At 42.2% G+C, this 15,064-nt stretch carries 9 protein-coding genes; 7 read left to right on the forward strand and 2 right to left on the reverse strand.

What is annotated here, in order from left to right; all coding sequences use genetic code 11:
* The first annotated feature begins 256 nt into the window (after positions 1 to 256).
* From JFC08_RS08080 to JFC08_RS08110, 7 genes are all read left to right on the forward strand, one after another.
* Positions 257 to 745, forward strand: a complete 489-nt coding sequence (locus tag JFC08_RS08080) for an META domain-containing protein (protein ID WP_055125201.1) — start codon at positions 257 to 259, stop codon at positions 743 to 745.
* Between the two features lie 270 nt (positions 746 to 1,015).
* Positions 1,016 to 2,020: a PD40 domain-containing protein gene (locus JFC08_RS08085; protein WP_198330351.1), complete on the forward strand. Its 1,005-nt coding sequence runs from the start codon at positions 1,016 to 1,018 to the stop codon at positions 2,018 to 2,020.
* A 182-nt stretch (positions 2,021 to 2,202) separates the two neighbouring features.
* Entirely contained in the window at positions 2,203 to 2,868 is a 666-nt protein-coding gene (locus tag JFC08_RS08090; protein ID WP_193007860.1) for a DUF1449 domain-containing protein, read from the forward strand.
* 217 nt (positions 2,869 to 3,085) lie between these two features.
* Entirely contained in the window at positions 3,086 to 5,098 is a 2,013-nt protein-coding gene (locus tag JFC08_RS08095) for a flotillin family protein (protein ID WP_198330352.1), read from the forward strand.
* Between the two features lie 301 nt (positions 5,099 to 5,399).
* A complete protein-coding gene (locus tag JFC08_RS08100) occupies positions 5,400 to 11,525 on the forward strand; it encodes a DNA repair ATPase (RefSeq protein WP_198330353.1) in 6,126 nt (2,041 codons plus the stop codon).
* Between the two features lie 271 nt (positions 11,526 to 11,796).
* Positions 11,797 to 11,967, forward strand: a complete 171-nt coding sequence (locus tag JFC08_RS08105) for a DUF2256 domain-containing protein (protein ID WP_010196547.1) — start codon at positions 11,797 to 11,799, stop codon at positions 11,965 to 11,967.
* A gap of 51 nt (positions 11,968 to 12,018) precedes the next feature.
* Complete coding sequence (locus JFC08_RS08110) at positions 12,019 to 12,165, forward strand: DUF2256 domain-containing protein (protein ID WP_198330354.1); 147 nt, start codon at positions 12,019 to 12,021, stop codon at positions 12,163 to 12,165.
* Positions 12,166 to 12,311: 146 nt separating this feature from the next.
* Here the strand turns inward: JFC08_RS08110 and JFC08_RS08115 are convergent, their stop codons facing one another.
* Positions 12,312 to 12,758 (reverse strand): hypothetical protein, encoded by a 447-nt coding sequence (locus JFC08_RS08115; protein WP_198330355.1) that lies wholly within the window; start codon positions 12,756 to 12,758, stop codon positions 12,312 to 12,314.
* Positions 12,759 to 12,872: 114 nt separating this feature from the next.
* A complete protein-coding gene (locus JFC08_RS08120; RefSeq protein WP_198330356.1) occupies positions 12,873 to 14,873 on the reverse strand; it encodes a hypothetical protein in 2,001 nt (666 codons plus the stop codon).
* Positions 14,874 to 15,064: the final 191 nt, after the last annotated feature.

A 15,064-nucleotide genomic window follows, 5' to 3' on the forward strand; every position in this document is an offset into this window, starting at 1 on the left:
GTATATTCGAGAAGTTATAGAAAAAGTGTTAGCAGTTAATGTACTGTCTAACAATAAAGGTTAGCAAAAAGACTATAGAGCGCAACAAATAACAGGGTAATCATACACTCAATCTATAATGACAGTTAAGCTGCAGTTGTGCATAATGACCGCATTATTGAGAGTAATGAATAAAACAGTAAATTAATCATAATAAAAACGAATGTTTAGGATAAGAGCTATTTTTTATTCTAAAAAAACCACTAGAGGAGTTTATATGAAAAACATGACTAAAATGATGATGGCAGCGACACTTGCGGTAGGTACATTGGCTGCTGGTTGCCAAACCACCCCTAGCGTAACAGCGCCAGTGACTCAACCAATTACTTCTAATACGCTACAAGCATATGATTGGCAGCTCGTTGACGCCAAACGCAGCAATGGCGACAAAGTTAGCCAGTTGTTCTTTGATCCAGCGAAGCCATTGACGCTAAAGTTCTTCAAAGACAGCGGCAGTGACCGTGTGACCTTTATGAACACCTGCAATAACATGGGCGCTGACTACAAGGTTGTGAATGGCAATGTCGTATTAGGCAACGTTTTATCTACTATGATGGCATGCCCTGAGCCACAAGCAAGTTTTGATACTGCGACTTTAGCGACCGTACAAGGTAAATATAGCATCAGTAAAAATGCCAATAACACGCCTATCTTGACCATTACCAATAGCAATCAAGTTGCTCATTTCAAAGCCGTTTCGAAATAATTCAATCATTACAGATGGTTTTTAAATAGTATTTGCGAAAAGCAATGTTGAATAAAAGCAGTGTTCTATAAAAGCCAGATGTAGTTTTAAAAATGCCTCACTATCTAGTGGGGTATTTTTTTGTCCAAAATTTGGCATGGTTTACGCTACACTGTCATTTGCTATTAAGTAAAGTCTTTAGGCTAGGATATTTTAATGCACTCAATCTTTTAGCCTTGATTGTCAAGATTCTCAGTACGCAATAATCAATACTTTATTGGACGTTATTTTATGTCAAAAATGCTTGTATCAAAATCATCCGTCAATATACGAACGATAAGTAATATCACCGCACTAACGACTTTTATTCTGTTGACGGGTTGTCAGACCTTGCCTAGTACGATGTCTAAAACGATGCAAGCACCTGCTAGTAATATAAGTGCGAGCAATCCACTAACGGCGCGAATGTCAGCGATAGATCGGCAAGGGCGTATTGCCTATGTCGAGGAGCAAGGAGTCGGAGCTGCAAAGATATCGACGCTTTATAGCATTCGTCCTGATGGTAGTGATCGTCAGTTAATCGATCAGCTAACTGGTTATATTTATGCGCCAGCGTGGTCAGCTGATGGGCAACTGCTGGGATATAGTAAACAAGCGCCGCGCCAGCATCCTAAGATTTATATCTATGATCGCAAAAGCAACATCCGCAACCTTGTGGTAAATGCTGAAGGCAGCAATATGTCAGCGTCGTTCTCACCTGATGGGCAAAAACTCCTCTATAGCTCGACGGTCGGCGGCAATGCTGATATCTATGAGATGCGTCTGAGCGACGGTAAGACCACACAGCTCACTACGTTACCGAGCACGGAAGTGCAGCCAAGCTACGCCAGTGATGGGCAAAGCTTTGTCTATACCAGTGATAAAGTCCGCGCTGGACGCCCACGTATCTATCGCTATAACTTCGAGACTGCTAGTGCCACGCCTGTGCCAACAAGTGGCTATGTCGCCAGTCCGCAACTGAGCTTGGACGGTCAGCGTATGGCATATCTCAATGGTCGTAAGGCTGCGGTGATGACGCTGAGTACTGGGCAAATCACCAATCTAGCAGAGACGGGACTTGATGAACCAGCACGTCTGTCACCATCTGCACAGTATGCTGTCTATCCGACAAAGCTTTCACAAGTGGGCGGTCAAAATGACGGCAGCTTGGTCATTCACTCATTATCTGGTAATACAAGTTATGCCATTGGCAGTAAGGTGGGCGGAGTCGTGCGCTCTCCAATATGGGGACGTTAAAGGCAAAACCTATGTATTATGTAATGGAATGTATATATAATCCTTGATAAAGCAACATAAGTTGATTTAAAAAATGTAAACTTGGCAGCATTAATTCGAGTGAGCATCATCCACATAATACCAATTTGCATAACCAAGTCATTGAGCTAATAGATTGGGTGAGCAAAAGGAGAATACGCGCAATGCAAGAAGCTTTTTTAGTCTTTATCACTAAAATCAGTTTATATCCCACGATTATTTTTACAGGGCTTGTGATGTTCGTCACTTTATATTGGATTGTGTCTTTACTCGGCATGGCAGATATGGATAGCGTAGACCTTGGTGAGTCAGGCGGTGATGCTGATGTCTCTACCTTATCATCGACTGGTTTTTTTACCGGTCTCATGCTCAAATTTGGTCTTTACGGTGTCCCTTTAATCATCATACTAAGCTTAATTAGCTTGATCGGTTGGTTGCTTAGCTATTTATATACCAGCTTTTTACACCAATATTTCGATTCTGGCGTTCTGTATTATTTATTCGGTACAGGGGCGCTCATTTTCGTATTGGTCGTCTCTATGTGGTTGACAGGTATTATTATTTCGCCGATTCGCAAAAATATCGCTAAAATTCCCAAACGTAATTCGTCTAATAATGTGGGTAAGATCGCTGTTGTGCGTACCCTTAGTGTCACAGATAAACATGGCGAAGCAGAGCTAAATGATGGCGGTGCAGGATTGATATTAAAGATTCGTTCAGACACCAATGATGGTTTGCTAAAACAAGGCGATAGAGTGATGTTGATAGAGTATTTAGACGAAGCCAATACCTACCGAGTTGCTGTCGTCGAAGATAAAAAAATATTGTAAAAGTATGAATAAAATTGTGCATTTTTAGAAGTAACATAAATATTTTTAAATTTGGTTATAGTCGGTTCAATGTAGTTCAGATATCAGAATGGTGCGTGACAGGGCTATAAAGCGTACATGTTATAAAAGGTGCTGTAAATTGTAGATTTAGCAGGCCTGATAGCGTATCTGATTTATATTGAATGGATTATGGAATGTTTTAATTAAAGGAATGGATATGGACACACTCATTATCGTCGGCGTGGTTGTAGTGCTGGCGTTTGTTTTTATGATGGTCGCACTACTGATGCTCAAGGCCTTCTACTTTAAGGTCGAGCAGGGCAAAGCACTCATTATCAACGGTGTGAGTAAAATTGCCGTACGTTTTGATGGTGGTTTTGTTTGGCCGGTCATCAACAAAAAAGAGTTGATGAGAATCTCGCTTATCACCTTAGAAGTGGACAGACGCGGTAAAGAAGGTTTGATTTGCGCAGACAACATGCGTGCTGATATCACCGTGGCATTTTATTTACGCGTCAATGAAACCGAAGAGGATGTATTAAAAGTTGCCAAATCGGTTGGGGTAGAGCGCGCATCAGATAAAGTCGCTGTCAACGAGCTGTTTAATGCTAAGTTCTCTGAAGCGCTAAAAACGGTTGGTAAGCAGATTGATTTCGTCAAACTGTTTGAAAACCGCAGCGAATTTCGTGACAGTATCGTTCAAGAAATTGGTAACGATCTGAATGGCTATGTCTTAGAAGATGTGGCGATTGATTACTTAGAGCAAACGCCAAAAGCGTCATTAGATTCAAGTAATATTTTAGATGCTGAAGGTATCAAAAAAATTACTCAGCTAACGGCTTTCCAAAACGTCATCACCAACGAGCTTGAGCGTGATGAAGAGTTGGCCGTTAAGAAAAAGAATGTCGAAACCAGAGAGGCGATGCTAGAGCTAGAGCGTCAGCAAGCCGATGCCGAAGCCAAACAGCAACGTGAAATCTCGTCAGTGATTGCGCGTGAAACGGCTGAAACTCGCAAGATTGAAGAAGAAGAGCGTAAAAAGTCTGAAACGGCCGTTATCTCGGTTGAGCAGGATTTGGCCATTCAGCGTGAGAATCAGCAGCGTGAAATCGAAGTAGCAGGTCAAAATCGTTTGCGTGCAGTCGTCATCGAAGAAGAAAAAGTGACGCGTGCCCGTGATTTAGAAATTGTCTCTCGTGAGCGTGAAGTTGACTTGCAACGTATCGAAGCGGAACGTGCGATTGAGCTTGAGAAAAAAGAAATCGCCAACGTCATTCGTGAACGTATCGCAGTGGACAAAACCGTTGCGCAAGAAGAAGAGCGTATCAAAGAAGTCCGCGAAATTAGCGAAGCTGAGCGTTCTAAGCAAACACGCGTCCTAGCAGCAGAAGCCGATGCCGAAGAAATCAAAGTACGTCAGGTGAAAAAAGCCGAAGCAGAAGAGCTGTCTGCCAAGCACAAAGCCGTCGAAATCACCACATTGGCTGCCGCGAATCTTGAAGCATCCGCCAAAGATGCAGAAGCCAAAATTAAAATGGCCGAAGGTACCAAAGCAGAAGAGTCAGCACATGGCTTCGCTGAAGCGGCTATCCAAGAAGTCAAAGCAGCGTCTTTGGAAAAAGAAGGCATTGCCAAAGCCAATGTTATCAAAGCAACTGGACAAGCTGAAGCGCAATCAGATCGTGAAAAAGGCATGGCAGACGCTGAGGTTATCGCGGCTCGCGGTGAGTCTACCGCCAGAGCTGAGCGTGAAAAAGGCATGGCAGATGCTCAAGTCATCGCGGCTCGCGGTGAGTCAAATGCTAAAGCAGAACGTGAAGTTGGATTGGCAAAAGCCGAAGTTACTCGTGCACATTTCCAAGCCGAAGCAGATGGTCTGGTCGAGAAATTCAATGCCATGGGTAGCATGAGCAAAGAGGCGCGTGAGCACGAAGAGTTCCGTATGAGTCTTGAAACAGCATTGCAAGAAGCGCTTGCTTCGATTGACGCTGGTAAAGAGATTGCGAAAGAAAATGCTGAAGTATTGGCTGTGGCGTTACAGAAAGCCAAAATTGATATTGTTGGCGGCGAAGCACATTTCTTTGATAACTTTGCCAAATCATTGTCTATCGGTAAAGCCATTGATGGCCTAGCAGGTAAGTCAGACACATTGAGCGGTATCATCAATGGTGTGATGGCCAGTCAAGCCATGAAATCAAACCAGAAAAGTGATGATAAAACGACTTATTAATAGGGTCTAAATGTCTAGTGTTATTGGGCAAGTATTAGTGGACAAGTTTTTGTCTAACAGTATGAATGAGTAATATTTTCTAAAGTAAAAAATCTGTCGTGTAGGCGGCAGATTTTTTTGCTAACTCAGGGTGATTTAGAACGACGAATCATGATGAGTTGGTTAATCTAAAAAAATAGCAGTGACCACTCGTTTTTTTAGATTAGCCAAGTGCTACTTTATCAAATGCCTTAATATTTCCTTATTTTCTCTATTGCCCAAAATTCTCTTATTATGTAAAAACAGAAACGGACGAGCAACGATGGCGGACACGCAAAACTCAACAAATTCAGACAGCAATGATAATGCTAATCAAGCCAACCAAACCGATCAGGCCGTTGCTTCAGGCAATGCTTATGAACTCATCAAAAAGCGTTTAACCGAACAAGGTAGCCGCTTAGAGCAGCAGACACAGACGCTAAATAATGCGCGTCTCGAAGAGTTTGGCAGTACCCAGATGCAAGTTATTGCCCGTACTCGTATTCGTACCGAGCACAACTGTGTGGCACAAGACATGGTGCAGGTTGGTGATTATCTGCTATTTGGCTATAACGTCTTTATGGGGCTCAAACGCGCGAGCAATATCAAGGATGTATTGTCGCTATATCGTCTGAACGAGCCAGCTGGTAATGAAGAAGAGTATCAGCTTGAAGAGGTTGACTTAAAAGGCACTTTTTTGGCTCAAGACGCCTTTGTCCAAGACTTTAATGAGCTGTATCGCTATTATAAGCAAACACGCCTGATTCAAATAACGGTGAAAGACAGCAAATTGCTGTTGGCGTTTCAGATTGGCGAGCGTATCACCGATATTCGAGTGTTCCGTTTTGCGCTAGATTTTAGCCAAGGCACACCAGAGTCGGCGCAAGTCGCTTATGTGGACAATCGAGGCGAGCGTGACATTGAACTGCCGCCTGCCTATGATTTTGACTGGATAGAAACCACACGCGATCAGATGATCAACGGCAAATATCCGCATATGAATATCTTGGATACGATATTTGTAGAGACGGTCGGTGGCGATTTGACCATCAAGATTGAGGACAATACGCAGTCAGGGCAAGGCATTTATAGTGAACCGGTCAATGACCGTACCCAGTCGCTTACCGATGCCGAGATTGCGTATGCCAAAGTGGGCAGTTTAATACTGCTCAAAATATTGCCTTATCGTGAAGATGACTACCGTTATTTCGTTTATAACACTTTGACCGAAGCGGTGCTGCGTTTGGATGCGATTGGACAGTCGTGTGTTCAGCTACCAGAAGACCACGGCATCATGTTTCCGGGTGGTTATTATCTACAGACAGGTGAGTATAAGCTGTTCGAGGCCAATAATGTTGGCGCTACTGACTTACGGTTTAAGCGTAAAATTGTCTCGCCAAATGGGGAAGATGTTCTATTCTTATTTTACGATAGAGACTTGGGTGTCACGGGGCTGTTCCCTTATAACTTGATTAAAAAGCAATTGGCAAACCCTATTTATTGCAACGGTATGGCTTTAGCAGAGAATGGCCGCTTGGTGCTGTTTAGTGACCAAAGTGAGCCGTCTCGCATTCATCCGATGCAGATATGGCACACGCCTTATGCCTCACACGAGTATGTAAGTGAGCTGCCAGAAAGCACGAGTTTTTATGGCAAGATTGGTAATAAAGAATTGGTGCGCGGTATCTCAGACCTTTATAGCATCACGCGCCTGATTGATAATCAAAGCGTGTCACAAAAACTCTATGAAGAGCTTACTAATAATACCAGCCGACTCTTTGACAGCTATTATTGGTTGTCTGAACCTGAGCTGAGCGAAGTCGCCAGTAGTATTAAAGAAGTGACGGCCACGGCTGAGCTAGTGATTGATGAGTTCGCTAAAGTACAAAGTATCCAAAAGCAAACCCAAACCGCGTTAGCCGATGCCGATACGCAGCAAAGTGAGATTTTGCGGCAGATACGCGTTACTAGTTTTGAGTCGGCCAGTGATTATGTCGATCAGTTGTCAGCGTTAAGACGCCAAAAAGGCCGTTTGGTCAGCTTGGAAGATTTGCGTTATCTAGATGCCGATAAACTACAAGCATTGCAGACGCAGCTAGAAGAAGCCGAAAGCGAGCTGGCTGAAAAGACTGTGCTGTTTTTAAGTGGCGAAGAGGCGCTCTCAAGTTACGAAGGCATATTAGTCGATGTCAGTGAGCGCTTAAACACCGCAGAAACCAATGCCGAGCTAAAACCTGTATTGGATAAAATCGACGAGACGGCGCAAGGGTTAGATCTGCTAACGGAGCTACTAGGCACATTAGATGTTGCCGATGCCACCGTACGTACGCAAATCATCGATGACATATCGACCATTTATGCGAGCTTGAACCAGAGCAAAGCCAAGCTCAATCATAAACGCAAAAATCTAGGCTCAGCGGAGGCCGTTGCACAATTTGGTGCGCAGTTTAAGCTATTCGGGCAATCGATTGCCAATGCGTTATCTATTGCCAATACCCCTGAGAAATCAGATGAGCAAATGGCTAAGCTATTGGTGCAGCTAGAAGAATTAGAAAGTCAGTTCGCTGATCCAGAGACCAACAGCGGCGATCAGTTTTTAGCCGATATCATCAGTAAACGTGAAGAGATTTACGAGACCTTTGAAAATCATAAACAGCAACTGCTCGATGCCCGAAATCGCAAAGCACAAAACTTAGGCGATGGTGCGCTGCGGATGCTTGAGAGTATCAAGAAGCGCACGCAAAGCACTGGCGTCACCGGCTTTACAGAGGAAGAGGCGTTAAATACGTATTTTGCGGCTGATGGTCTGGTACAAAAAGTCCGTAACATCGCAAAAGAGCTACAAGCGATGGGCTTTAGCGTCAAAGCCGATGACATCGACGCCCGTCTAAAAGCCATTCAAATCGAGAGTTATAAAAGCCTAAAAGATAAGTCGGATTTGTTTGAAGATGGTGGTCAGATCATTAAACTGGGCAAGCACCGTTTTTCGGTTAATACTCAGCCACTTGATTTGACTTTATTAAGCCGTCAGCAGTCAGATGGTAATCGTGTTTTAAATCTACATCTCACCGGCACAGACTATTATGAAGTGCTTAATAATACTGAACTGAACGCCCTGCGTCCGTATTGGGATATGAATATCGCCTCTGAGTCCGATGCCGTTTACCGCGCCGAGTATTTGGCATATAGCATTATCGAAAGTGCTAAGAACAGTAAAGATGGTTTGACTGAAGAACGTCTATATCAAGCATACGATGCGACTGTCATTACCCTTGATGTGAATGGTGATATTGATAATGACAGTCCGTTGTCCAAACTGGTCAAAGCTTACGCCACCCCTCGCTATCAGCTCGGCTATGACAAAGGTATTCACGACCATGATGCTACGTTATTACTGATGCAAATATTACCGACATTGCGTGAAGCAGGGCTACTGATTTATACCCCGCAAGTACGTGCCTTGGCGCAATTATTCTATTGGCAGTTAAATATCGTACAAGCGTTGGGCTTAGACAGTTTACGTCAATTTGGTTATGACACTTGGTTAAATGAGTCTGTGCTGACGCGTGCAAATAACTGGCCGGACAGAGCCGCTACCGCCGAGCAACTGCGCCGTGCACTGGGCAGTGATACGGCCAAATCTTTATTGGTCGAAGATATGAGCCAAGTGATGCGTGACTTTGTCGTCGCTCATAATGATGACAATATTGGTGGCGATACCAGTGCTAGCGTTGATAAAGATGGTAGCGTTGATAACGGTGCTAATATCTTCAAACCAAGCTATGTTCAGCTTGCTTGTGAATACTTGGTGAGCGTCATGGGGCAGTCAGCGGAATCAAGTGCAGGCGCGCATAGCACAATAAACTGGCAAACCAGCCAACAAGCGCAGCAGTTGTGTGAGCAGCTAAGCCAAACATTGAATAGTGCCTCAGGCAGCACGCAAAATACGGCCAGTTTTGACCAACTACAATCTTCTATCAGTAAGCTTGGCTTTCAACCCAAATCAGCCTATGAGCTACTAGCCACATGGTTTCATGCACTACTTGATAAGAATTATGGTGGTACTGAGTTGGCTAACGTATTAGCTGATGGCACGGATGAGGCAGGCGAGGCACTCAGTGAAGAGCAGCTTGCTGAGAGTAAGGAAAAAGATGCGCTACGCAAGCAACAGCTAGAGAGTGGCCGTCATTATGTACCCGAAGCCATTGCCGTCTTACTTACCCAGTTAAATGATGCTCAGCGTGAAGCTTTGGTGCAACGACTCATTGATTCAGATGCTAGCTTTGATAAAAGGGCTTTTAATAAAGGGCAAGGTAGTAAAAAAATAGATAATCAAGGTACAAGTGGCACATCATCGGCCTTGTCATTTTCTTCAATCACCTCATCAACGCCTTCATTGACCAGTATTAATAATCCGCTTAATCAAGTGCAAAGCTTTGAGCGTAGCACGGGTAAGGTCTCGCTTGAGAGTCAGGTTAATAATCTGCTAGGTGAGCATGCGCGTATTCATCAGCAGACGTTAACCTTTGCCGTCGATGATTTCTTAAATCGTCTGCATCATCATGATACCCAAGTCATTCCTGCCTACAGACGTTATTTGGCCATGCGCTCAGAGATATTGCATGACTCAAAAGAGACGTTGCGTCTGGACGAGTTTATGCCGCGTCCATTGTCTTCGTTTGTACGTAACCGTCTGATTAACGAGAGTTATCTGCCACTTATCGGTGACAATCTTGCCAAACAGATGGGCACGGTCGGTGAAGATAAGCGTACCGATTTGATGGGTATCCTCATGATGATATCGCCACCAGGTTATGGTAAAACGACTTTGATGGAATACGTGGCAAACCGTCTTGGCCTTATCTTTATGAAGATTAACTGTCCGTCACTCGGTCATGATGTGACGTCCTTAGATCCCGAAAAAGCACCCAATGCCACTGCGCGAGAAGAGCTGAATAAAATTAACTTAGCCTTTGAGATGGGCAATAATGTCATGCTTTATCTTGATGATATTCAGCATACACATGCGGAATTTTTGCAGAAGTTTATCTCGTTGGGCGATGGTACACGCCGTATCGATGGTGTCTGGCAAGGTAAGACTAAAACCTACGACATGCGTGGCAAAAAGTTCTGCGTGGTCATGGCAGGTAACCCGTACACCGAAAGTGGCGAGGCCTTCAAAGTCCCTGACATGCTCGCCAACCGTGCCGATATCTACAACTTAGGCGATATCATGAGCGGCATGGAAGAAGTGTTTGCACTCAGTTATATCGAAAACTCACTGACCTCTAATACCGTCCTCGCACCAATGGCCAACCGTGATTTAAGTGATGTCCATCGTTTGATTAAAATGGCAAAAACGGACAATGCCAACTTTGCTCAAACACAAAGCAGCGAGCTGACTTATCCGTATAGCACCTCAGAGATTAACGAGATTATCGCTATCTTGCGCCATATGTTTAGGGTGCAAAAAATCATTCTCGATGTCAACCAAGCTTATATTGCCTCCGCTTCGCAAGATGATAAATATCGTGTTGAGCCGATATTTAAACTGCAAGGCAGTTATCGCAATATGAATAAGATGACCGAAAAGCTGTCGGCGGTCATGAATGAAAATGAGCTGAACCAGCTGATAGATGATCACTATTTGGGCGAGTCACAGCTATTGACCCAAGGTGCAGAGAGCAACCTGCTCAAGCTTGGCGAGATGCGTGGCGTCTTGACCGAAGCAGAAACAGAGCGTTGGGCGCAAATCAAAGCCGACTTCTTACGTAACAAAGCCATGGGCGGTGAAGATGGCGATACGGGCGCGCGTATCGTTGCCCAGTTGGTCGACTTGGTTAGTGGCTTCAATGCCATCAGTAGCCAGTTTGAGACATACTTAACCAAAAATGACCCAGAGCAAATTGCTCGCTTACGAGAAGCAGGACAGCAAGCGCAACTCGATGCCCAGCTAAACGCTCAATTAGAGTCACAGAAAATCCTTGCCGATAGCGTGATCAACAATGCCAAAGTCGTCAGCGACAGTATCGATAATGGCTTTGAGAAAAGCGTGAGTCAATTGCTACAAATATATAAGCATGACCATAAAGCGGAAGGAGAATATCTCAAGCAAAACCAAGACGTGCAAAAAGCACTGATGGTGCAGCTGGTCAATGCCGTTGAGCAACTGGCGCAAAAAATGGCGGATAGCTTGGTTAGCAATAATGATAATCAAACAGCCGATAGTGATATCCCTGATATTCATCAGCAAACGGCACTGATGGCAACTGCCCTCAAGCAAGCGCTAGAGCCACTGACGATGCGAATGGATGAGAAGCTAGCGATTGATACCAGTACCGATCAATCTGGCAAGCTAATCGTTAATAGCCTCAATCGACTTAATAAAATCTTTGACGACTATGACTAGTCACTACTGATTAATAGCTGCCGATTAACAACTAATTATTAACGCTTATGAGCAATGCTGATGACTTGCACTTATGAACATCACTTATGAATAGCACTTATGAATAGCACTATAAATAGGGCTTATGATTAAGAGACAGTGGTAATATAGTCGGCAACAGCTACTTTGGATACAATGACAGCGAGTAAGCGTGCTATAAACAGTAGGTTAAGCAAAACTGACACCGTATCCGATGGTAGTGAATCGACTATATCAAACCAATGAGAAAATTATGGCGCACAAAAAGAAGAACGTCCGCAAAAAACTTTGCCCTGTTTGCGAGCGTGAGTTTAGCTGGACTAAAAAGTTGGATAAAAACTGGGAGAGCATGGTCTATTGCTCCGACCAATGCCGACGGGTGAAAAAGTATGAAGGGCTAGATCATCAAAAAGAAGATAAATAGGCAGTAAACATTAACCATAGATATTAGATATACGGCACAAGGGGGCAGATGATGGCACATAAAAAAGTAAACCTACCGCAAAAAACCTGCCCCGTCTGTCAGCGTCCGTTTACGTGGCGTAAGAAATGGGAGAAGGATTGGGAGCAGATAATTTATTGTTCTGAGCGGTGTCGGCGGGGTAAAGGTAAATCAGATTGATTTTAAACTAGTACGAAATGAGTAGACAGCTAATCCTGCTTTTCGCTCGTATCAACTTTATATTGAAATGACTATAGTATCCAACTAGTCATTCGAAAACTTAACCTTAAAGGTATCAAAAAACTATAGTCATTAGAATTTTATTACTATAGTTGTTTGCGAACTACTTTGAGCTGCTCGTAAAACGATTTTTCGGATTGATCAATAATTCTATTGTAAGGTACCCAAAGTATAGCAAGTGCTATCAACATAACTGTGAAACTATCATCGCTATAACCATAACCAAATATCAGAGCACTTAGCGTAACGGCACTCCATTCAATGAGTAATGAGTTAAACATAAAGCTAAAATTGGTTTTTGGCATTAGATGATATACTGGGTTTGTATATGAGTTATTTTTCCTAGAAAAATATTTGTGCATCCAGTAATAGAATAGTGACGTCATAAATGTGACAGAAAGTACTATTAATGCGCCAATAATAAATTTGATAGTTGGTGTTGCTGTTTCAGCAGCTTTCATTATATACCAAGGTAAACCTAAACTAAAAAACGCATATAAAATATAAATAAATAGTTTAATTACATTGTTCATAAAATTATTTAGCCCATTTTGGTATATAGGGTACCAAGTTTACGAGGTAGATTTGAATTTAGAGTTCAGTAGTGTACGAATGTATTTTCTAAATGTCTAATAAACATTCTATAGTTAAATCACATTGATGTGTTTACATGAGTAAAGTACAGTACGACTATCAGGCTCAAAAAATATACTAATATTGCCAACTTGATAATACTTTGAAAATACTTCCTTATTGATAGTGGTAATATGATACATGGGCTTATCTTCTATCGTAATCATAATCTTATCGACCGAACAGTAAAAACTTGGTGGTACTATCGTAAATAGGTAAGGCGGTTCACCACCAAGCTCAATATAGTCTTCAACAGGCTCGAATGTGTCCTGTTGATTTCTATATCTTGTTTTGAACAACTCATTTTGTTCGCAGTACAGTTGTTGTCTTAACTGGATATCGTGTCGATGTTCAATAATGCGATCAGTATCTTCGTGATTAGTGAAATAGAAGTAAGACTCTTTGCCTAAAAACTCATATTGATTATCAGTATTGAGCTTAAATGAGTACCAGCCATTGCCAAGATAATCGTTGTGATGAGCGCTAGTTTTCTCTCCTATAGTATAAATAGCTATCTCATCAGGTTCGTACGCCAGACAAATAGGCAGAGTGATGCCATGCCACTCCTTTTTTAATAAACCTAAATCAATCTTTGCTACTGGCATAAAGTGTTTAATAAGCCATGGCTGATCAGATATAAATACTGTGCTTGGTTGAGGATATAACTCAATACCGCTACCAACATCCTGTTTATCTACTTTAACTTGTGGTAATAAGTGTGGTTTATGTATTGCATGGATAAAAGGTTTTAGAGAGGCAACGACTTCTTTACTATTATCAAAGTAACAACTATCAACAGAATTAATTGGCTTAGAGTTATGATAATCCATTTCAGATACAGCTAAAAATTGTCCAAACGCTTTGATAACAGATTGTTCTGTACCAAGCGCCAATTTATAACACTCACCGAGCAACATTTTTGCGCGCTTCCACTCTGAATGTAGCAAGAGCGCTTGAGATATTTTTTCAAATGCTCGCTTTTCGAGCTGAGGTAGAATAGCTTCAAATGTATAGTCAGGCTGATAAGGTATGGCGCTGATTTTATCACCGTCTCCTCCCGTAAACGCCTCTTTGGGCAACTTGATATCTAAATCTAACTCCATGATTTGTCTAATGATATCAAGCCTCTCAATAATCTCTGGTTTACTCTGTTGCTTGTAGAACTGATCAAAAGCTAGCCGATTGTAAGCCTCCACCGCATTCATAAAGCTGGCAGAAGCATGCGCTTCACGTTTATTAGTGATATTGAATTTTCCTGAATCGTCTTGATGCCAGCAAAAATACTCAGTCGCCCATCTTTCACCATTCATAAATTCATGATGCAATTTACCTAATGCATACTCGTTTTCATCAACCAACTGCATGATAATGTCAGGTGCTTGCTGATCTTCACGTGTATTTAATCTTAAAATAGCAATACCGTGTCCTAGCTTTGCAAGCTCTTGTAAGAGTGAGTAAGACGAACTGTGTACATTCGATGTGGTTAGCAAAGCAATGGCATCGGCCATGGGACTAAGTAGACCAGAGCTGGTGTTAGTCCAACGGTTTCCTGAGTTTTTAAGACCTTTTTCAGTACAAAACTGATCTTCTGCACCTTTTTTGTCTTGTTTATATGCTTTAAGATAATGACCAACATAAGACCGATATATTTTCTGAGATTTAGTGTAATCGTTTTTAAAGTACTCTAAATAGAGGGCTCGATTAATTTCATTATCAAGACGAGTAAAGGGTAGTTGTGCCATACCGATAGTGTAGCCTAACCATTTTATATTCTGTTTTATTCGTTTTGTGATAGAGAATTGCTTGGATATTTCAGCAGTGTCCATTAGTTGGGCAGTATAATATGCTGAAGAGACAAAAACTCTGAGGAGTTGATTGTTTTTAACTTTGTTAGAATCTAATAGTTGCTTGATTTGTTCAAGAGTATGAGTGGCTCTCAAATGTGATGATATCCTAAAACCAATACCGCTGTCTGAAATTTTATAAGTGAGTTGATACGCTTTGCTGTTATCCATTCTAATTCCTATAGGGTTTAACATATCCACAAACAATACTACTTAAAGTTGAGTGTGGCTCATTAAACTGAATCAGTTTTCTTAATACCTAAGTATAGCTTAGATATACGTAAGTCAGATGCGACTATATTTTTCAATAAATATAAATAAATGTAAGATATGATTTGTTGCATACATCCTGTCTTTAAAAA

The sequence above is a fragment of the Psychrobacter cibarius genome (assembly GCF_016107535.1).
Taxonomy (GTDB): domain Bacteria; phylum Pseudomonadota; class Gammaproteobacteria; order Pseudomonadales; family Moraxellaceae; genus Psychrobacter; species Psychrobacter cibarius.

What these genes read in the sequence shown, in the direction of transcription:
- JFC08_RS08080 (WP_055125201.1), top strand. Translation starts at nt 257, where the DNA reads ATGAAAAACATGACTAAAATGATGATGGCAGCGACACTTGCGGTAGGT.
- JFC08_RS08085 (WP_198330351.1), top strand. Translation starts at nt 1,016, where the DNA reads ATGTCAAAAATGCTTGTATCAAAATCATCCGTCAATATACGAACGATA.
- JFC08_RS08090 (WP_193007860.1), top strand. Translation starts at nt 2,203, where the DNA reads ATGCAAGAAGCTTTTTTAGTCTTTATCACTAAAATCAGTTTATATCCC.
- JFC08_RS08095 (WP_198330352.1), top strand. Translation starts at nt 3,086, where the DNA reads ATGGACACACTCATTATCGTCGGCGTGGTTGTAGTGCTGGCGTTTGTT.
- JFC08_RS08100 (WP_198330353.1), top strand. Translation starts at nt 5,400, where the DNA reads ATGGCGGACACGCAAAACTCAACAAATTCAGACAGCAATGATAATGCT.
- JFC08_RS08105 (WP_010196547.1), top strand. Translation starts at nt 11,797, where the DNA reads ATGGCGCACAAAAAGAAGAACGTCCGCAAAAAACTTTGCCCTGTTTGC.
- JFC08_RS08110 (WP_198330354.1), top strand. Translation starts at nt 12,019, where the DNA reads ATGGCACATAAAAAAGTAAACCTACCGCAAAAAACCTGCCCCGTCTGT.
- JFC08_RS08115 (WP_198330355.1), bottom strand. Translation starts at nt 12,758, where the DNA reads ATGAACAATGTAATTAAACTATTTATTTATATTTTATATGCGTTTTTT.
- JFC08_RS08120 (WP_198330356.1), bottom strand. Translation starts at nt 14,873, where the DNA reads ATGGATAACAGCAAAGCGTATCAACTCACTTATAAAATTTCAGACAGC.